This is a genomic window from Paenibacillus nanchangensis (genome assembly GCF_046543445.1).
In the GTDB taxonomy this organism is placed as follows: Bacteria; Bacillota; Bacilli; order Paenibacillales; family Paenibacillaceae; genus Paenibacillus_AQ; species Paenibacillus_AQ nanchangensis.
In genome coordinates this window covers 102,199-122,630 of record NZ_JBHOFD010000018.1, presented here as the reverse complement: position 1 = coordinate 122,630, position 20,432 = coordinate 102,199, and the positions used below count along the sequence as shown (strand labels likewise).

Annotated in this window: 16 protein-coding genes; 14 read left to right on the top strand and 2 right to left on the bottom strand. The window is 53.4% G+C overall.

The window, feature by feature from the left end:
* The first annotated feature begins 41 nt into the window (after positions 1–41).
* The 5 genes from ACE6ED_RS15980 (at position 42) to ACE6ED_RS15960 (ending at position 6,966) form a co-directional block, all read left to right on the top strand.
* Positions 42–695, top strand: coding sequence for a response regulator (locus tag ACE6ED_RS15980; protein WP_410828215.1), 654 nt, complete (start codon positions 42–44; stop codon positions 693–695).
* 282 nt (positions 696–977) lie between these two features.
* A complete protein-coding gene (locus ACE6ED_RS15975) occupies positions 978–1,829 on the top strand; it encodes a YwmB family TATA-box binding protein (RefSeq protein WP_410828189.1) in 852 nt (283 codons plus the stop codon).
* A 268-nt stretch (positions 1,830–2,097) separates the two neighbouring features.
* A complete protein-coding gene (locus ACE6ED_RS15970; protein WP_410828188.1) occupies positions 2,098–3,186 on the top strand; it encodes a phosphotransferase in 1,089 nt (362 codons plus the stop codon).
* A gap of 349 nt (positions 3,187–3,535) precedes the next feature.
* Complete coding sequence (gene zwf / locus ACE6ED_RS15965) at positions 3,536–5,089, top strand: glucose-6-phosphate dehydrogenase (protein ID WP_410828187.1); 1,554 nt, start codon at positions 3,536–3,538, stop codon at positions 5,087–5,089.
* A 296-nt stretch (positions 5,090–5,385) separates the two neighbouring features.
* On the top strand, positions 5,386–6,966 hold the full coding sequence (locus ACE6ED_RS15960) for a peptide chain release factor 3 (RefSeq protein WP_410828186.1): 1,581 nt from the start codon (positions 5,386–5,388) through the stop codon (positions 6,964–6,966).
* 111 nt (positions 6,967–7,077) lie between these two features.
* Here the strand turns inward: ACE6ED_RS15960 and ACE6ED_RS15955 are convergent, their stop codons facing one another.
* The gene (locus tag ACE6ED_RS15955) at positions 7,078–7,320 is read right to left on the bottom strand and encodes a small acid-soluble spore protein SspI (protein ID WP_410828185.1); all 243 of its coding nucleotides are present in this window, start codon (positions 7,318–7,320) and stop codon (positions 7,078–7,080) included.
* Between the two features lie 332 nt (positions 7,321–7,652).
* Here ACE6ED_RS15955 and ACE6ED_RS15950 point away from each other — a divergent pair, with 332 nt between their 5' ends.
* The 9 genes from ACE6ED_RS15950 to ACE6ED_RS15910 all read left to right on the top strand — a co-directional run bounded on the left by ACE6ED_RS15950 (position 7,653) and on the right by ACE6ED_RS15910 (position 18,981).
* A complete protein-coding gene (locus tag ACE6ED_RS15950) occupies positions 7,653–8,312 on the top strand; it encodes a potassium channel family protein (protein ID WP_410828184.1) in 660 nt (219 codons plus the stop codon).
* 82 nt (positions 8,313–8,394) lie between these two features.
* The gene (locus ACE6ED_RS15945) at positions 8,395–9,183 is read left to right on the top strand and encodes a TrmH family RNA methyltransferase (protein WP_410828183.1); all 789 of its coding nucleotides are present in this window, start codon (positions 8,395–8,397) and stop codon (positions 9,181–9,183) included.
* Positions 9,184–9,576: 393 nt separating this feature from the next.
* Positions 9,577–10,587 (top strand): substrate-binding domain-containing protein, encoded by a 1,011-nt coding sequence (locus ACE6ED_RS15940; RefSeq protein ID WP_410828182.1) that lies wholly within the window; start codon positions 9,577–9,579, stop codon positions 10,585–10,587.
* A 69-nt stretch (positions 10,588–10,656) separates the two neighbouring features.
* On the top strand, positions 10,657–11,823 hold the full coding sequence (locus ACE6ED_RS15935; RefSeq protein WP_410828181.1) for a M24 family metallopeptidase: 1,167 nt from the start codon (positions 10,657–10,659) through the stop codon (positions 11,821–11,823).
* Between the two features lie 77 nt (positions 11,824–11,900).
* Positions 11,901–12,863: an ABC transporter permease gene (locus ACE6ED_RS15930; RefSeq protein ID WP_410828180.1), complete on the top strand. Its 963-nt coding sequence runs from the start codon at positions 11,901–11,903 to the stop codon at positions 12,861–12,863.
* Between the two features lie 35 nt (positions 12,864–12,898).
* Complete coding sequence (locus ACE6ED_RS15925) at positions 12,899–14,389, top strand: sugar ABC transporter ATP-binding protein (protein ID WP_410828179.1); 1,491 nt, start codon at positions 12,899–12,901, stop codon at positions 14,387–14,389.
* A gap of 1 nt (position 14,390) precedes the next feature.
* The gene (locus ACE6ED_RS15920; protein ID WP_410828178.1) at positions 14,391–15,338 is read left to right on the top strand and encodes an ABC transporter permease; all 948 of its coding nucleotides are present in this window, start codon (positions 14,391–14,393) and stop codon (positions 15,336–15,338) included.
* Between the two features lie 255 nt (positions 15,339–15,593).
* Positions 15,594–17,384 (top strand): cache domain-containing sensor histidine kinase, encoded by a 1,791-nt coding sequence (locus tag ACE6ED_RS15915; protein ID WP_410828177.1) that lies wholly within the window; start codon positions 15,594–15,596, stop codon positions 17,382–17,384.
* The gene (locus ACE6ED_RS15910) at positions 17,377–18,981 is read left to right on the top strand and encodes a response regulator (RefSeq protein ID WP_410828176.1); all 1,605 of its coding nucleotides are present in this window, start codon (positions 17,377–17,379) and stop codon (positions 18,979–18,981) included. The genes ACE6ED_RS15915 and ACE6ED_RS15910 overlap by 8 nt, the downstream gene beginning before the upstream one ends.
* A 71-nt stretch (positions 18,982–19,052) precedes the next feature.
* Here ACE6ED_RS15910 and ACE6ED_RS15905 read toward each other — a convergent pair whose 3' ends face one another.
* Positions 19,053–20,381, bottom strand: a complete 1,329-nt coding sequence (locus ACE6ED_RS15905; protein WP_410828175.1) for an extracellular solute-binding protein — start codon at positions 20,379–20,381, stop codon at positions 19,053–19,055.
* Positions 20,382–20,432: the final 51 nt, after the last annotated feature.

The window sequence follows — 20,432 nt, the reverse complement described above, 5'->3', positions numbered from 1 at the left end:
GAATCATAGAAACGGGAGGAAGACAATAGATGAGCATGGAAATGGAAACGGAATCACCGATCAAAGTGCTGCTTGTCGATGACCATGAGATGGTGCGCATCGGTCTCGCCGCCGTTCTGGGGACCGAAGACGGGATTGAAGTGGTCGGGGAAGCCGGGAGCGGGGAGGAAGGCATCCGGCTGGCGAACGAATATAAACCCGATGTCGTCCTGATGGACCTGGTGATGGAAGGGATGGACGGGATCGAGACGACCCGGCAGCTGTTGAAGCTGCACCCGGACTGCAAGGTGATTGTGCTGACGAGTTATCTGGATGATGAAAAAATGTATCCGGTTATCGAAGCGGGCGCGTTCAGCTACCTGCTGAAGACGTCCCGGGCCGGCGAGGTGGCGGCTGCGATCCGGGCCGCGGCGCGCGGACAATCGGTGCTGGTCTCGCAGGTCGCCTCCAAAATGATGAACCGGCTGCGCGGCGACGCCAATGCGGAGGCCCCGGCGCACAAGGAGCTGACCGAACGCGAAATGGATGTGCTGCGTCTGCTCGCCCAAGGCAAGTCGAATCAGGATATCGCCGACCAGCTGATTATCGGGATCAAAACCGTAAAATTTCACGTCACCAACATCCTTGCCAAGCTTGGCGTTGAAGACCGCACTCAGGCGGCGATTTATGCGTATAAGAATGGTTTGGCGGAGTAGGCAAGAGGTGCCTGCGGTACTGTGATTGTTTCAGGTTTCAGGTGCAGCCTGCTGGTAAGCCCGGACGGCATCCCTGAGAGGATAATGTAATTTTACATGGAGATAGGCATGCAGCCCGCGCAAGCGGGTTTTTTGTTGCGCGGATTTCCCGGTGCATCTGAAGATAGGCTGCGGTTTAAGCTGAGGTTGATCGGGGCTTGATCCTCCATGTTGAATAGACTCTCCCGAATCTGGATATGCTGGTTGATAGATTAGTAGAACCGATTCGGGAGGAAAAACACAATGACACGTACACGGGGAAGCCAAAAAAGACATTTGCTTAATCACCTGCTGATTCTGCTGGCGGTCTGCTGCATGACCGGACTGCTGGCAGGGTTCCGCTTCGGGCAGGAGCAGCCCGCAAGCGAAGGTGAATCTGCCCGGGAGGAACTCGAACGCCTGCCGCAACTGATAGCGATGGCGCGTGAGGCTAGTGCTCCTGCTTCCCCGCTGCGGGTCGTGCTCAAGTGGCAGGGCGAAGTCGCCGCCGGGGACATGACAGCCGAGGAAGCGGCTGTAGCTGCCGGAAAGCTTGCCCGGCAGCTCGGCTTGAGCGAGCCGGTACGTACGGAAGAGCAGGGGAACGTTGTGTATCGGGCCGCTTCCGTTTCCTCCTCGGCCCAGAAGGCGCCGCTGGACATCGCAACGCCTGAACCTTCCTTGTCGCACTCCCTGTTTTGGGTGGAGTATGGCAAAGGCGGCAGTTATGTGGTCGTTACGCTTGAAACAGCTGACGCACGTGACGCCGAGGTACTGCGCGCTCAGGCGCAGACTGCGGGTGACGCGCTGGCGGCACATGGCGTCGCCGCAAAGTGGAACGTCTCGCTCCAAAGCAAGGCCGGGCAGCAGGGGACGCCGGGCGCTTCATTGAAAGCAGCGGAGAACATCTTGTCCGGCTCACTGAACGGACTGCACGCCGAAGAAAGCTACACCGACGACGCCACCGCCTGCCGCTCTTATTCCGTTCCCGGCATCCGGAACGTGCTTCGGAGCGGGAGCCGCGACCTGGCGGTTCAAGCGGCTGTACATTATGACGGCTTTCGCGGGGAAAACCGGGTGACGCTGGGGTTTCCTATGATCACTGTGGAATATTGATAGCTTCCCGTCCCGGCCATCGGCCGGGATGTTTTTTTATAAGGCGGGGTGATGGTGGATTATAAGAAGCAGCGTCTAGTGAAAACGGACAGGTAGAAGCAGCGCTGAGCCACATTTAGATGAAGTAATAACGGACAGGCGAAAGGCTGACAGTACATAAATCCTCCTGTTAAAAGACGCCGGATAACGTGGTACAATCAGACAAAAGACTTGGGAAATAATAGAGGTGGGTTACCCGCCGCCGGTATTGAAGAACAGGAGAGATGCGATGAAACGAACAGTCATTACGGACCCAACCGATCCGCTGCAGTTTAACCTTGATTATATCGCCGGCTGCTTGGAGCGGGCAGGCTGTCTTAACCAGGGCAGCCGTCCTGCCGATTATCGTCTGGAACGGCTTGGTGCGGATCATTCGACGGGATACAGGGTTTATTTGTCCTATGAAGGTTCCGGCGGCGATGCTCCGCGAAGTTTGTTTCTCAAGCTGTGCAGCCGGGGCACGTTTGGACGTTCTGAGGTTGACTATTACACCAAAGATTACGCAGGGAAAAGCGGAGTTCCGATCCCGAAATGTTACGATGCATGCTACGAAAATAAGAGCTACCACCTTTTGCTGGAGGATTTGACGGACACCCACCGGAACAATTGGGAAACCGAGCCGACACTGGCTTACGGCAATGCGGCGGCAAGGGCTCTGGCGAGGCTGCACAGCTATGGCTGGGGTATGGACAGCATCCGAAATGCGGGATATGAAGTTGTTGATGAAACGCAGCTGGAGCAGTATTTGGCGGAAGTGCGCAAAGGCTATGAGCCATTGCTTGAGGCATTGTTAGAGGCGGCGATTGAAGGGGATAACGGCCTTTCCAGCAGGGGCATCGTATCCGATGTGTTCACTCGGCATCCGAAGGCGATGAAAAAACGTCTGACATCAGGCGGTCCGTTCACTTTGGTCCATGGAGACACCAACCCCGGTAACATTTTATCGCGAAAAGACGGGCGGGTGGAGGGCGTTTATTTTATCGACCGGCAGCCGTTTGACTGGTCACTGCAAACCTGGGTGGGACCCAGCGATTTGTCTTATATGATGGTGTTGTGGTGGGAACCGGAGCGCCGCCGCGCCTTGGAGCTTGATGTGCTGCAGGCCTATCACGATTCTTTGCGTGAATTTGGCATCCAGGACTACACCTGGGATATGACGCTGTTGGACTACCGGTTGTCGGCTTTGCAGTGCTTTTACGTAGCAGCATCGTGGTGTGTGGTCCCTGAGGAGCGATCGAACATGCACTGGTTATGGACGTCGCAGCTGGAACGGGCCTGCGCGTTTTATCAGGATTGGAGCTGCGAGGAGAAGCTCTGATTTGCGTTTCACCCAGAGGATGGCCTGATACCAGCAGAAGAATGATCGGGGAAGTCCGGCAGGAGAATCGAGGAGATCGGCAAGAGGGTCGGAGAAGAATTGGCAGGAGGGGCATTAGGATTAGACACGGACATTTTGGCAAACCCTAGGTATAAGCGGCAGTTTGAAAACTGATAAGAAACATTAATTGAAACTTACGAAATTCCGATGTAAACTGTCAGGAATGTGATAGCATCCTTTCAATGAATGTGATAAAATGACATCACGTCGTCATATCCATTTGGGATGATATCCGGCGATGAGAATCAATTTCAATTAAACTATATTACATAGAGAAAGATGAGGAGCCATGGCTGATAATCAAACTGTTGAAGCACTGCAGACACCAGGTGCAGTATTTTTTATATTTGGGGCAACCGGCGATCTGGCCCGGCGTAAGCTGTTCCCGGCGATCTACAGCTTGTACCGGGAAGGCAAGCTCGCGCAGGACTTTGCGGTAATCGGCGTGGCACGCCGTCCGCGGACGCAGGATGAATTCCGCAGCGATGTCGCGAATTCGATCAACGAGTTCTGCCGCTATAAGTCGGGGGACCCGGGGGAATGGAATGAATTCGTGCAGCATTTTGAATACAAATCGCTGGACATTAACGACATCGACGGCTTCCGCGAGCTGCGGGCCCAAACGGAAGCGCTGGAAGGCAAATTCGGCATTCCGGGCAACCGCATCTTTTACCTGGCGCTGGCTCCCGAGCTGTTCGGCAGCGTCTCCTTTAACCTGAAGGCCGGCGGCATGCTGGATGGCGAAGGCTGGAACCGCCTCGTCATCGAGAAGCCGTTTGGATATGATCTGGAATCGGCTCAAGAGCTGAACGAGCAGATCCGCCAAGTATTTAAAGAAGAAGAAATTTACCGCATCGACCACTACCTTGGCAAAGAAATGGTGCAGAACATTGAAGTGATCCGGTTCGCAAACGCCTTTTTTGAGCCGCTGTGGAACAAGCAGCATATCGCCAATATCCAGATCACGCTCGGCGAAACTGTTGGCGTTGAAGAACGCGGCGGATATTATGATCATGCCGGCGCGCTGCGCGATATGGGCCAAAACCATATGCTGCAGCTGCTGACGATGATTGCGATGGAGCCGCCAAGCCGTCTGCTTGCCGAAGACATCCGCGACGAGAAGGTGAAGGTGCTTCGTTCTCTCCGTCCGTACGCTTCGCCGGACGAAGTCCGCAGCAATGTCGTGCGCGGCCAATATACGCAAGGCCTGTACAAAGGCAAGTCGCTCCCGGCTTACCGGCAGGAAGATAAGGTCGATCCGGAGTCGAATACCGAAACGTATTTTGCCGCCCGGGTATTTGTCGATAACTTCCGCTGGGCCGGCGTGCCGTTCTACATCCGGACAGGCAAGCGCCTGCCGGTGAAGACAACCGAAGTGGTTGTTGAGTTTAAGCGGATGCCAACGAACGTATACCTTGGACAAAAACACAACCTGGAGCCCAACCTGCTTGTTATCCGGGTCAACCCGATGGAAGGCATCTACGTGAAGATCAACGCGAAGAAGCCGGGATCGGAGTCCGAAATCCAGCCGCTGGCAATGGATTTTTGCCAGAGCTGCCTGGTCGGCATCAACTCCCCGGAAGCGTACGAGCGTCTGCTGCATGATGCGGCGCGCGGCGACTCGACGTATTTTACCCGGTGGGATGAAGTATCCTCGGCTTGGTCGTTTGTTGACCGCATCGCCAAGGCTTGGAAAGAAGATACAACTGATTTGGCGTCCTACCCGGCCGGAACTTGGGGCCCGGCGGAAGCCGACGCGCTGCTTGAACAAGACGGCTTCCACTGGTGGCCGGTGAACGGGCAGGAAGAAGATAACGTGGTATGGCACGTAAATAACGGCTGAGCTGTTTTGCAGCCAAACTGCAGGGTTCCCGTCAAATAAATGGATTCGTTTCCGGCTTCCTGCTTGCTGGCTTCTGCCTGGAGTGGGGAGAGCGGCAGCCAAGACAATAGAATACAACAGCTTGCGATCATCCTCATACGGCTGCCGTATGGGGATGATTTGCGCACACTGGCTTTTTGCAGGATTGCCGGATGCAAGTGGATAACGTGTGATTTTGGGAAGAAAACGGTCTCTTGAGTACGCTCTGTTTGTGGTACAATGGTATACATGACTTTAGTGACGAAGGGATATGTGTAATGAGTAAAACACTCGAGAATCTGCAGCAGGAAGTGGACAAACGGCGGACGTTCGCCATCATCTCCCACCCGGACGCAGGGAAAACGACACTGACGGAGAAGCTGCTGCTGTTCGGCGGGGCCATTCGTCTGGCGGGAACCGTCAAGGCCCGCAAAGCCAACAAGCATGCCACAAGTGACTGGATGGAGATCGAGAAGCAGCGGGGGATCTCCGTTACTTCTTCCGTCATGCAGTTTGACTATAACGGACACCGGGTCAATATTTTGGATACGCCGGGTCACCAGGACTTCAGTGAAGACACGTACCGGACGCTGACTGCTGCCGACAGCGCGGTCATGCTGATTGACGTGGCAAAAGGCGTCGAGGCCCAGACGATCAAGCTGTTCCAGGTGTGCGCGAAGCGGGGCATCCCGATTTTTACGTTTATTAACAAGCTGGACCGCGAGGGCCGCAGCCCGTTTGAGCTGATGGAAGAGCTGGAGCAGGTACTGGGCATCCGCTCGGTTCCGATGAACTGGCCGATTGGCATGGGCCGCGAGCTGTGCGGCGTCTATGACCGCATGAAAAACCAGGTGGAGCTGTTCCAGGGCGACGACCATTCTGTGATTAAGGTGCAGAAGGTGGAAGACTACAACGACGGCATCATCCGCGAGATGGCCGGGGAATACCTGCATGACCAGCTGTGCCAGGACCTGGAGCTGCTTGACGTGGCAGGCGACCCGTTTGATTATGAAAAAGTACTGCGCGGCGAGCTGACCCCTGTATTTTTCGGAAGTGCAATCAATAATTTCGGTGTGCAGACATTCCTGGACAACTTCCTGCAGCTGGCGCCGAAGCCGGAGCCCCGCCGGGCCAACACGGGTATAGTGGAGCCGACAAACGAAAAGTTCACCGGTTATGTATTCAAAATTCAAGCGAATATGAACCCCGCCCACCGGGACCGGATCGCATTCCTGCGGATCGTTTCGGGCAAGTTCCAGCGGGGAATGAGCGTAAAGCATGTCCGCGCGGGCAAAGACATCAAACTGTCCCAGCCGCAGCAGTTCCTGGCCCAGGACCGCGACATCGTCGAGGAGGCGTATCCCGGCGATATTATCGGTCTGTTCGACCCCGGTATTTTCCGGATCGGCGACTCGCTGAGCCAGGCAGGGGATTTGCAGTTTGATGAGCTGCCGACGTTTTCGCCGGAGATTTTTTCCAAGGTGACCGTCAAAAATGCGCTGAAATCGAAGCAGTTCCAAAAAGGCATCGACCAGCTGACCGAAGAAGGCATGATTCAGGTGTTCCGTACCGTCAGCTTTGACGACATTATTTTGGGCGTGGTCGGGCAGCTGCAGTTCGAGGTGTTTGAATACCGCATGAAAGGCGAATACGGCGTGGATGTGCAGCTGCAGCGTATGCCGTTCCAGTTCGCCCGCTGGCTGATCGATGAGAAGCCCGACACGTCCAAATTCCGCATCAACTCGACGCTGGTGACGGACAAGAAGGGCAACTATGTTGTGCTGTTTGAGAACGAATACGCCATGCGGACCGCGATGGAAAAAAATCCGAACGCCAAGTTCCTGGAGACTGCGCCTTAAGCGGTAAAGTAATCCTGGCAGAGTAACTAAAGCAACACAACAAACCTCCGCCGTCATCCGTTATCCGGATGGCTGGACGGAGGTTTGTGTTTTTGTCAGGGGAGAGCAGGCTTACTGCTCCGACGTGAGTGAACCGGGGCGGATGCCCTGCAGGTGCTTATGCAGCACAGTAACAAGTTCTTCTTGTCCGGACGGATCGGTGTCCTTCCAGATCATTTCGAAGACCGTCCCGAGTCCGGGTAATGCGGTTTCCGGTCCGTCGATTGAGCCTTCGATCATGTCCCGGAGTCCGGCTTCATCCTGGCCGTGGATTTTGTGGATCACGGCTTGGCGGAGATTCAGCGTAATCGGCATGGATTCCTCCTGTATTATCGGGGTGCTGCCGGGCCGGTGCCCGGAAGGAACGCCTGTCCGGCAGCAGCCCGGTGATGGGGCTTGCCGGTAGGTTCCCCCAAATGAGCCGAAACATACAAGTTTCCGGCAGGTTGTGCTATACTAAAGGGCATGTTGACCCTATTGCACAAAGCGTTGTTCCATGAAGCCGCAGGTGCGGTATCCGGTGAATGAGGGGAACAGAACGGAACGAACAGACCGGTTCTAGGTTCTATTCGATTGGATGCCGGCCAGCTGAGACTGGCTTTTTGTGGGATTGGGGTTGGAACTCGTGCGGGGAGGTACGTTGTGGTATGGCCAAAAAACAATACGCCATCATTGGCATGGGCCGTTTTGGCTCCAGCGTTGCCAAAGCGCTGTCTGGCATGGGCTTTGAAGTGCTGGCGATAGACAGCAATGAGCAGCGGATCCAGGATATCTCGTCCATCGTGACCCATGCGGTATCCGCGGATTCTACGGACGAAGATGCGCTTCGGGCCCTGGGAATTCGTAATTTTGATGTGGTTGTTGTGGCGATCGGGGAAGATATTCAGTCCAGCATTTTGACGACGCTGATTCTGAAGGATTTGGGCGTAGCGACAATTGTGGTAAAAGCAAAAAGCGAGCTGCATGGCAAAGTGCTCGCCAAAATCGGCGCCGACAAAGTCGTTTATCCCGAACGCGATATGGGGCTCCGGGTAGCCCACCATCTTACGTCGCCCAATATCATTGACTATATTGAATTGTCTCCCGATTACAGCATCGTCGATCTGCTCGTTCCCGATTCCATGGTCGGGCAGAATCTGAAGGAGCTGGATTTGCGGGCCCGTTTTGGCTGCAACGTTATGGCGATCCGCCAAGGGGACGACATGAACATTTCCCCGCATCCGGAGGACCGCCTGGTCGCCGGGGATGTTCTTGTGGTGGTAGGACGGAAGGACAACTTGACCAAGCTGGAATTGGCTTTTCAGTGACGGGAAAACCTAAACAGAAATAAGGACAAGGACCGCAGAAGCAGGGTTGCGGTCTTTGCTTTGATTAAGCGGAGGATGAGAGATGGAAATCGTGTCGACCCAGAACGCCCGGGTCAAGGAGTGGGCAAGCCTCCAGGAGAAAAAACACCGGGATAAAAGCGGCAAATACATTATTGAGGGCATTCATCTGGTCGAAGAAGCGCTGCGAGCCGAAGAAGAGGTCGAGGTACTGGCGTACGATATCGAACGCGGAATGCCTGCCGAGTTGAAAGACCTGCTTCAGGCAGTGCAGGGGATGGAAGTGATCGGCGTGTCGGCGGCGGTGATATCCAAATGCAGCGGCACACGGACGCCTCAGCCGGTATTTGCGGTGCTGCGCAAACGGGGCAGCGGGGCCGAAGCGCTGCTAGAGCGTCCGGACAGCCTGGTTGTCGTGCTGGACGGCGTGCAGGACCCGGGCAATGTCGGCACGATCATCCGCAGCGCGGACGCTGCGGGGGCGGACGGAGTCGTGCTTGGACACGGCTGCGCCGACCTGTATAACCCAAAAACGATCCGCTCTACGATGGGATCGATGTTCCATCTGCCAGTCGTCGAAGCCGACCTGGCCGAGCTGTTGTCCCGTGCGCGCCAGGCAGGTGTGCATCTGGTCAGTACGTCGCTGCAGGCGACGAACTCCTGTTATTCGTACGATTTTCGCGGCGGCCAGTGGCTGCTGATCGGCAGCGAAGGCGGCGGCATATCGCCCGAAGCGGCGGCGCTAGTCGACCGCAGCGTCATCATCCCGATGCGCGGCGGCGCAGAATCGCTAAACGCGGCGATGGCCGCGACGATTCTGCTGTTTGAGGCGATGCGGCAGCGGATGGGGTAAGTCCTGATCAGAGTTGTAATCCCTCTTGTCACTTCCATGTTACAAAGTAACGGCACGCCATGGGATGGCCGAGCCAGATTGCCGGGTAATGCGTTAATCAGCGAAGAGATGATGCAAGCAGATAAGGTCCAAGACAACATCACAGCAAAGCCCAAGCCGGAACAAGGCTTGGGCTTTAGATTGCAGACAAACTCCTTTGTTCCGGAACGGAACTCAGGAGTTTGTCTTGTTTTTTTCTTTTTACTCCCGGATCAAAACTTTCAACCCTGATGTCATTTTTTTCAACCTTAACCGGGCGGAAATTAATTATATAATCAATTCAAGGCAACAAGCTATAAACACTGGAAGGAGGACGCCGGCTAGGTCAACACTAATGACACGGGGGGAATAAAGATGGAGAAAAAAACTTCGGTACTAGCATTGTTTTTAGTACTCCTGATAGCGGTTACAGGGTGCGGCGGAGGGGCTGGTAATGCAGGATCGACAGAAGGGGCCAGCACATCCGAAAGCTCCAATTCATCCGGGAAATCGGGAGACGGAAAAATTGTAATCGGTTTCTCGCAGACGGTCATGAATCACCCGTTCCGGATTGCTAACGTAGACACGGCAAAGAAAGCAGCCGCTGATCTCGGGGTAGAGATTATTGTGACAGATGGACAAGGGGACGCCAGCAAGGAAATTGCCAACATCGAGAGCCTGATCGCCCGCAATGTCGATGCCCTTATCGTGAGCAGCCTGTCGGGAAACGCGATTTACCCCGCATACAAGGAAGCGGATAGAGCGGGCATCCCGCTGATTATCGCAGCCTCGGGCGTACCGGACGATGACAGCATTCCCTATACGACATTTGTTGCTTCGGATGAGGTGACGATGGGCCAGCAGGCGGCGAAGTACATTGCTGACAAGATGGGCCAAAAGGGCAATCTGGTTATCCTCAACGGTGTCGTCGAGTCGACCAACTCCCAGCTTCGTACGAAGGGATTTATGCCGGAGATTCAAAAGTATCCGGATATCAAGATCGTTGCAGAGCAATCCGGAGAATGGCTGCGGCTGCCGGCGATGCAGGTGATGACAAATATTTTGCAGGCCAACAGCAAGATTGACTTCGTCTTCGCTCAAAATGACGAGATGGCGCTCGGCGCGATTGAAGCCATTAAGAAAGCAAACCGGATGAGCGAGATCAAGGTAGTCAGCATGGACTCCCAGAAGGAAGCGCTGGAGAAGATCAAGAACACAGATGAGCTGATGATGTCCGTGAAAAATGAATGGAGCTTCGAGACGGCTGTGAAGCTGGCGGTCGATGCGGCGAACGGCAAAGAGATTCAGAAGAGAGTGATTCTGGACTCTCCTGTAATCGACAAGTCGAATGTCGATGATTTCTACGATCCGAATTCAACTTTTTAAAGGTCACCTATCCGCCAACACCAATATCCGCCAACACCAATCCAATTATAAATATAGGAGGAATTCATCATGGGTTTTGAAGACGCTTTGCAGGAAATTCCGGTAACCGAGTACAAGGAACGTTTGCAGAAGGCAAGAGTGAAAATGGAAGCGGAAGGCCTGGACGGGCTGCTGGTATATTCAGACTCATACCGGATGAGTAATGTCCGCTGGTTAGCCAACTATCGCGCATTTGACGGGGTATTCCCGTATCCGGCCATGGTGTTTATCCCGCTTGACGGCGAACCTACGCTGTTCGCGGAAGGCAGTCTGGTATCCTATGCCGCCGATGAGACCTGGTTCTCCGATGTAAGAGGCATCCGCCAGGAGCTCGGCAATGTGCTGAAGGATTTCCAGAAAGGCAGGAATTCCGCCAAAATCGGCCTCAGCGGCTCGAAATATTGCGCCCTTGAATTTTATGAGACGATCCGCGACAGTCTGAATCCAACCTCGGTGTTGCAGAAAACCAATATTATCGAGTATTTGAAATCGATCAAGAGCGAAACGGAAATCCGTAATATGAAAGTAGCCGGCCGGTTGGCGGACATGGGGATTGAAAAAATCCACGAGCTGCTCGCTACCGAACGCCTGACCGAAAGAGAAGTGACGCGTCAAGCGATGGCGCACATGTTCGCGAACGGTGCGGACACCGTCTCGTTCGACATGATGGTCCAGTCGGGACCGAACTCGGGGGACTTCTTCCTGGCCCGCCCGCGTGACCGTGAAATTGTCAAAGGCGACACGATCCTCATCGATATCGGCTGCCGTTATAACGGGTATTCGTCCGATATGGCGCGTGGTGTAGCTTACGGCAAGGTGGATGCGGAGAAACAGCGCCTGCTCGATACCTGTCTGGAAGCATGGAGAGCGGGAATGTCTGCTCTAAGACCGGGCATGACCGGCGCGGAGGCCGATGTGGCCGCTAACGAAGTGCTGAAGCGCGAAGGATATCCGCACATGGCCGGTGAAGGCCGCGGCTGTGCCCACTCCACAGGCATGGATCCGGAGGAGGAAATTCCAGTAGTAGGTCCGGACAGCCAGGATGTTCTGGTCGAGAACCAGACGATCGCTTTTGAAATTACTCTGCTTATTCCCGGATATGCCGGCACCCGTGTAGAAGATACGGTTGTGATCCGCAAAGACGGACCGGAGTCGCTGACCAATCATCCGTATGTCTGCAACTGGTACCAGGATTAAAATTTGAGATTACAATGATGGCTTTGCTCAGTAAGCAAAGCCATTATTGTCCCATTAAATAAAGGGGAATCAGGCAGATGGAAACCATTCAGAAAGCCCGTACGCTTTTGAAGCAGGAAGAGACGCTGCTGCTGCTGTTTATCGTAATCGTCACCTTAATCTCTCCGATCTTCTCACCGGAGTTCTTCACTTCCTATAACTTCTCAAATCTGTTACGGCAGATCTCCTATCCGGCCATCGTGTCGATCGGGATGCTGCTGGCGGTACTGATCGGCGGCATTGACCTGTCGGTGGGTTCCGTGATGCAGGCGGTAAGTTTAACGGCCATTATGCTCGTTCAGCTGCAGGCGCCAACCGGCGTAATTGTGATTGTTGTCCTGGCAATGGGTTTGTTCCTCGGTCTCATTAACGGCATACTGATTACCTTCGGAAAGCTGCAGCCATTCATCGTAACGCTCGGGACCAAGGTAATTATCGACGGAACCACGCTATATATGACGAAAGGCAAAGGCATCAGCGGAGACGCGAGCGACAGCTTTCTTTCCATTGGCGGCGGGTACATCGGGTCTATTCCCAATCCCGTTATTATCATGCTGGTGTTATACATCATCGGATTCATTCTGCTGAACAAAACGGTTTTTGGGCGGCAGATCTACAGTGTAGGGTCCAACCGGGTGGCGGCTTATAACTCGGGCATCAACGTTAAAAAAGTGCAGCTTAGCGTTTATGCGCTGTCCGGATTGTTCGCCGCGATAGCGGGCCTGCTGATTGCCTCCAGAACCGGCGCTTATCAGCCGATGTCCGGCAACAGCGGAGCAACAGGCATGGAGCTGAGCGCAATCGCCGCCGTCGTGGTGGGCGGAGCCAGCTTATCCGGCGGAAAAGGCACAATCTGGGGAGCATTTTTAGGTGCTCTGCTCGCCGGTCTGCTGTTTAATCTGCTCGTATTCCTGAACATGAATCCTTATATTCAGCAGTTCATTCTGGGCCTTATCATTCTGGCTGCCGTCATCTTTTCCGCTTCCAAGAACCGCAAGTAACTACAAATCCATGTATATGACAAAGAGGGAACGATATGGATAATGTCATCCTTAAACTTGATGGAATCTCCAAGCAGTTCGGCAATCATTATGCGCTGAAGGATATTAACGTGAACATTAGCGAAGGGGAATTCCATGCGATAGTCGGCGAGAACGGGGCCGGCAAATCCACCCTGATCAAAATATTATCCGGCGTTCATTTGCCTTCGGAAGGCAGCGTTCATTTCAAAGGCCAGTCCGTCAAGTTCCTGTCGCCTTATATGGCGCAGAACAGCGGGGTCAGCACGTTGTTTCAGGAAATCCAGGAGATTCCCGCACTGTCGGTGGCGGAGAATATTTTTCTGGGGAGAGAACCGAAAAAGGGGGCCCTGCTTCAGTGGAAGACGCTGTATAAGGAAGCGGGAGTGCTGCTGAACAATCTCGACATCAAGATAGATCCTTATAAGAAAATGGAAGAGCTGAGCATTTCGGAACGGAAGATGGTCGAGATCGCCAGAGCCGTCTCGTTTAACGCGGAACTGCTGATTATGGATGAACCTTCCGCAAACCTGAACGAAGACGAGCTGGCTGTGCTGTTTAAGACGATTGCCGAGCTCAGAAAAAGAAAGGTAACGATCATCTATATTTCGCACCGGCTGCGGGAAATCTTCGCTATGGCTGACCGGGTTACCGTTCTGAGGGACGGACAGCATGTAAAAACGATGGATATCAAGGATACGGATGAAGCGCGGCTCGTCCAGCTGATGATCGGGCGGGAGCTGAATGAATATTATCCTGTGAACACGGAACAGATCGGTGATAAAGTGCTGGAGATTTCTGATTTGAATGTGCCTGAGCTGCTGCATAATGTGAGCTTAAGCCTGAACAAACGTGAAATTCTCGGCATAGCCGGATTGGCGGGCTCGGGCGGAAACATTTTGACTAAAGTGCTGTTCGGGCTGGTCAAAGGTTATTCGGGTAAGATGGTGCTGGACGGCAAGCCGTTCGCTCCAAGAAATCCGCGGCAGTGCATTGCGGACGGGATTGCGTTTGTGCCGGAGGACCGTAAGACGCAAGGGTTATTTCTGAATTTAAGTGTGCGGACCAATATGTCTATTACTTCGCTGCGCAAATTTAGAACATTCGGTCTGATCAGTGAGCCGAAGGAAAGCAGGCAGGCCAATGAATTGGTGCAGCAGCTGTCGGTGAGACCGAAGAACATTAAGACGCCGATCCGTTCTCTCAGCGGAGGCAACCAGCAGAAGGCGCTTATCGGACGCTGGCTCCTGGATAATTATAAAATTCTTATTCTCGAAGAGCCTACCCGGGGGGTGGATGTCGGGGCCAAGATGGAAATTTACCAGGAAATCAACAAGCTGCTGAGCCAGGGCCTGTCCCTAATCATGGTCTCCTCCGAGCTTCCCGAGCTTCTGGGAATGTGTGACCGGATTCTCGTCTTCTCCGGCGGAACCATTACCGGCGAGCTGCAGCGGGACGAAGCAACCGAAGAAAAAATTATGGAATACGCACTGCAGGAGGTGAAATGAAATGAATATGGCGAAATGGAGAAGCTATCTGCCGCTGGCAACCCTCTTCCTGTTAATGATCGTAGGTTCACTGCTGTCCGATCAGTTCCTTACGTACGCCAATCTGATGAATTTGCTGCAATACAGTGCGGAAAGTGCGCTCATTGCCGTTGGGATGACACTTGTAATTCTTACGGGAGGGATCGACCTTTCGGTCGGGTCTATTGTAGCTTTAACGGCGGTCGTCAGTGCCAATACGCAGCAATTGGGCGTGTGGGGCATTCTGGCGCTGGTGATCCTGATCGGTGCTTTTGTCGGTGCGCTCAACGGAGTTGTGCTGACGAAATTCCGGGTTGAGCCTTTTATGGCGACACTGGCGACGATGGCGATCTTCCGGGCCGTTGCTCTCTGGTACACAAACGGCGGGCCAATTATCGGTAATGTGACCCCTGCGTTTTCGAATATAGCGAACGGAAGTTTGCTGGGCATTCCGCTTCCCGCCGTTTATGTCGTAGTGGTGTTCCTCCTCGGGTATTTCGTTCTGAATCGTACGCCGTTTGGCAGACATGTGCTGGCTGTCGGCGGCGGGGAAGAGACCTCCCGGTTGTTCGGGATTAAGGTTGAGCGCGTCAAGGTAATCGTATATATTATCAGCGGCGTGCTTGCCGCCCTGGCCGGACTGCTGATTACTTCCCGTATCGGCATGGGTGAACCGCGCTCGGGTTTTCAATTTGAGCTGGTGGCCATCGCTGTCGTGATTGTCGGGGGAACCAGCCTTACCGGAGGCCGCGGCACCATCGGCGGAAGCTTCATCGGACTGCTCATTTTCGCTGTTGTTATGAACATTATGAATCTGCTGAACATCTCATCCTTTGTCCAGCCGATCGTGCGGGGACTGATCATTATCCTGGCCGCCCTGGCGATTTCCCGGATGGTCAAAACGAAATCCGCAGCTGCGGAAGCTTCGTGAGCGAAAGACGCATAGCGAAAGAGTAAAGGCCGGACGAACCGCTTCATGGGGCGTTCGGCTGTTTTCACTATGTGGAGAATAAAGGTGATCCATGTTGGATACGCGGCAGGCCGGCCAGGCAGACCGACCCGGTCAGCCGAGCATATCAATGTGCGGATTATGGACTTGCGGCAGACAGGTTAATTTTGTTTGTTAACATGTAAAAGGATTCTTGGTAGTATAGGTACAACCTATGTTTGAAGGAGCTGCTGGATATTGAGGCGCGCACTGCTTACCTACCTGTCTTCCAGCGTAAAGCGCAAGATGATTCTGATGGTTGTAGTCATGCTGATTCTTGTAATCGCTATCATCGAGATGGTCACTTACGCGGTTTCCATTAATTTTCATCTTAACGACGCCAAGACAAATGATACCCAGAAAGTGCAATTTATCAGCGAGAATATGGACGATGCCATTTCGTATATGGGCAAGCTGATGGACAGCATTACCGAAGATTCAGAAATCCAGTCGATGCTGCTGCAGACGAACCAGCTTACCTATGAGAAGTTGAGCGCGCTGGAACAGCTGGTCGTTTCCAAAATCCTGTACTCCACCGATAAGCTGGAAACCGTCTATCTCTTCAATACGCAGCAGTTCCTGGTCAAGCTAAACTATAACACTTCCGGGAGTGTGAACAATAAGGACGATGTACAGTCCCAGTTGAAGAAACAGCGTTATGACAATGTGGGAAGAATCACCTGGAGGGTCAACAAAGGAGTTATTTATATCGAAAGAGCCATCCGCGAACGGGATTCGCTTAAGATGCTCGGTTATATAACGATTTCGCTCAAGGACGATTATTTAAAGCAGCGTCTCCAATCCGAGCCTTACCGCTACAGCTATGTGTTTGACGAGCAGGACCGTATCGTTGTCAGCAGCAGCGAGGTTCCTGATATCCACGTGGGAGATCTGCTCCGCCGCGCAAAATTGCAATCCGCCGAGGAGCCTTCTTTATTGAATATGGAGCCGTACGGAAAAATGCTGTTCACCACCTTCGTATCGGCCCAGGAAGGGTGGAGAGTAGTCTCGCTTGTGCCGCTTAAGGAAATCTCTAAAGGCACGGAGCTTATCGGACGCTGGATCACCGCGATTGGAGTGATCGGCGTGCTGCTGGGCATCCTCTTGACCTGGTTCACGGCCAGCCGCTTAATCGCTCCGCTCCACGCGCTTAAGCGGGTTATGGATCAGGTGGAGACAGACCGTTTCGATCAGCAGGTCAGAATCAACCGGAGGGATGAGTTCGGGCGGCTCGGGCGCAGCTTCAACCAGATGATGGGCAAGATCAATTATTTGATCTCCGAGGTGTACCAGAAGGAGCTGGCTCAGCGTGAATCCGAATACCGGGCGCTTAAGGCCCAGATTAATCCCCATTTTTTGTACAATACGCTGGATACGATCCGCTGGCTGTCGATGTACGGTGAGAATGACAAGATCGAAAATGTGACTATCTCTCTGGCGCAGCTGTTGAAGGCGAACCTGGCCGATCACCGGGAAATGGTGCCGGTCCGCTCGGAACTGGAATATATCAATGCTTATTTAGCTATTCAGAAGACCCGTTTTGAGAGTCGGATCACGGTTTCGATCCACTTGGACGAGGACATTGCGGAGCTATGGATTCCCAGGTTTATTTTGCAGCCCATTGTGGAGAATTCGTTTGTGCACGGTCTGGAGAATAAAGTCGGTCCGGGCAACCTGAGCATCATCGGGATTATGGATGGAGGGAGCGTAAGATTCCGGGTGATTGATGATGGTGTCGGGATCGAGGAACAGAAGCGGGACCGGCTGCTGGAATTCACGGGCGAGGTGGACCTCGGCAGCGCCAAAGGGACGGGCAACGGAATGAAAAACGTCCACAAACGAATTCAAATGCTGTTTGGCGAAAGCTATGGTCTGACGATTAACAGCATGCCAGGCAGCGGGACCATTGTTGAGATTATAGTGCCTGTAATGGAGAAGGTAACTGCGTCTTCTAATACTGCGGATGAAGGTGGGAAGGACATTGTATAAAATCGTGATTGTGGATGATGAAGACATCGTAAGCCGGGGTCTGAGTGAGAAGGTGGACTGGGGCAAGCTGAACTGCACCGTATGCGGGACGGCCGCCAACGGACTGGAAGGCATAGAAGTCATTGAACGCTTTAAGCCGGATATCGTCATTACCGACATCAAGATGCCCGGGATGAACGGGCTGGAGCTGGCCGAGCATATCAAAAGTCATTATCCTGGGATAATCACGATTCTCCTCAGCGGATACAGTGAATTCGACTATGCCCGTACCGCAGTAAGGCATCAAGTATTCGATTATCTGCTCAAACCAATCAAAATTCCGGACCTGAATGCCTGCATTCTTAAGGCGGTGGACAGGATCAACAGCAAGAAGGCTTCTCTGCTGCAGGCAGCCAGCGACTCCAAGCGGGAGAACGCGGAAATCGTAGAGACGGGCATCCTCATGAATGTGATTGTGAACGGCAATAAGGATATGGCCGCTATGCGTACAAAGCTGAAGGATTACGGTATCCAGCTCGGCTGCGGTACGGTTGTGGTATTTGAGATGTATAATCCCTCGGATCTTTCTTATGAAGAGTATGCCTCCCTGTATCAGTATGCCGTCAACAATATAGTGAATGAAACGTACCGCCGCTTCCAAATGGCGACCTCCATCGTGGATATGGAAGGGAAGAGCGTTGTCGTCGTTAAGTCAGATCCCGGCTTGCAGCAGGTGATTATCCGCAAAAGAGTGGTGGAGGCGACAACCGAATGTCTGGAGAACATCGAAATGTATTTAAAAAAGCAAATCAGCGTCGGCATCGGCACCAGCTTCCAGGAGATCAGCGAGCTGTACAGCTCCTTCCAGCATGCGCTCAAGCTGCTCGAGACCCAGGTGTTCTGGGGAAGCCTGATGCCAAAGCTGCAGGATGCACTTCAGAGCAGCTCTGGCAGGCCTCCCTTGAGCCGCATGGATGCGGAATGGTTTGAGGCAATACTTGACGGTGACGAGCCAAAAGCGAAACGGTATTTGGATGAATTCACGGCAGGCATTAGAGCCGGCAGGAATAAAAGTATCGCCTTGAACAGCTGTCTTGACTTCCTGCTCGGCCTGTCCAAGCATGTGCCGGAGTGGAAGGTAAAGGACCAAATCACGGATGCCATTGCGGGAATCACCGGCCTGCGGACCTTTGAAGAATACACGGACCTGTTAAGCCGGATTACGGCCTTGGCCTGCGAGGAGGCGTTATGGAGGAAGGAAGAAGCGATGGGAAGAAGCCTGGCGGAGCGGATCGCCCGGTATGTAGATGATCATTATGCCGAAGCCGAGCTGAATCTTCAATTGGCAGCAGACTTGTTCCATGTGAGCGCGAGCCATCTTAGCAGAATGTTTAAAAAAGAGCTGGGGACTAACTTTAATGAATACCTGTCGCTAAAACGGGTGGAAAAGGCCAAGCAATTACTCACCGGCAGCCGGCGTTTGACAGTACTGGAAGTTGCCCGCCGGGTCGGGTTCGCGGACGGCAAATACTTCGGACAGGTGTACAAAAAATATTATGGAATGACGCCTTCGGAATATAAAGAAACCTTGTTCGGCCCCCGGTGCAATGCGTTATAACGCCAAGAGGGCGCACAGCAAAAATCTCTATCCCCGGCCGGTTTGGCAAAATAAGCGGGGATAGAGATTTTTTATTTGATGCCCTGCTTTTCGATTTCCGCCTTGGCTTCATCCAGCGCCTGCCTGGCTGTCTTCTTGCCGGTGAGCGCCGAGGTGATGGCATCCTGCAGCACATTGGACCACTCCACATAAGATGACATGCTCGGCCTGTTGATCGCATATTCGAATTGCTCGGTCATCAGGTTCCGGTTCAGGTATTTTTCCTCATTCTCGAACTGGTCGACCTGCTCGTTCCAGACTGAAAGGCCTCCAATTTGGTCCTTGGCGGACACTTCATTTCTCAGGCTGATCGTCAAATCAATAAATTTCCAGGCCCAGTCTTTATGACGTGAGGTTCGGGTAATGCCGAGTGCGCCGCCCCCGGTAACGGTGGAGCTTCTTTGATATCCCTCGAAACCGGGCACGAGCGCCATTTTAAAGCCGGGTTTGCGGCTGAGGATCGGATCGGCATAAGCCCAGCTGATCAAAAAAGGCAGCTTCCCCTCCGCGAAGGTCTCAATAGCCGACATTTCACCTGCAGTTAGGGAAGCCGGATCAGATAAACCGCTGCTCCGCAGGGTGTTCACCATGAATTCCAGCGCCTGCACGCCGCCGCCCTCATTAAATACCCAGCGGCCGTTGGCATCCTTTGCCTGCACGCCAAGGGCGTTGGCCAGCAGCGTATAATCGGTGATCAGGCCTTCGCCAGGCTTCCAGCTCCAGATCAAGCCGTACTTGGCAAGCCCCTTATCCTGAATGTACTTCGCCATGTCTTTCAGTTCCTCCCAGGTGGCTGGAGGAGCATAAATGCCGGCGCTTTTCAGCATTGTTTCATTATAGTAGAGAAACTTCTCTTCCATAAGGACAGGGAAGGCATATAAATCCGGAAGCGCATACAAATCATTGCTGATGACCCGCTGGTTATAAGCAATGGGGACCAATTTGTCAATTACGCTTCCGGAGACATAATTCCGCAGAGGCTCAAGCAAGCCGGTTCTGGCGAATTCGGTGGTCCAGACCGTATCGACCTGGATAAGATCCAAATCTGTGCCTCCTCGCAGGATGCTGTCTTCTATCTGGTCATGCAGCGAGTTGATATCGGTGGAGCGGATCTCGACTTTGATCCCGTATTGCTCTTCATACCGCGCAGCAATTTGCCTCATATAGGGCAGATAGGAGTTTTCGATCAGAATGCTGATCTGATCAGGACGGCCAGGGGCCGGCGGCGGTGATTGGGCTGCTTCATTTCTGGTTCCACGCTCATTTGTACGGGTGTTGAAGACAAAGACGGCTGCCAGGGCCAGGAGTGACAGTAATAACAGATAATAAAACAGCTTGGATTTGAGCATAGACTTGTCCATACACCCCCAGAGCAAAGTCGGGTTATCTCTCTAATAGTATAGTGGGATTAA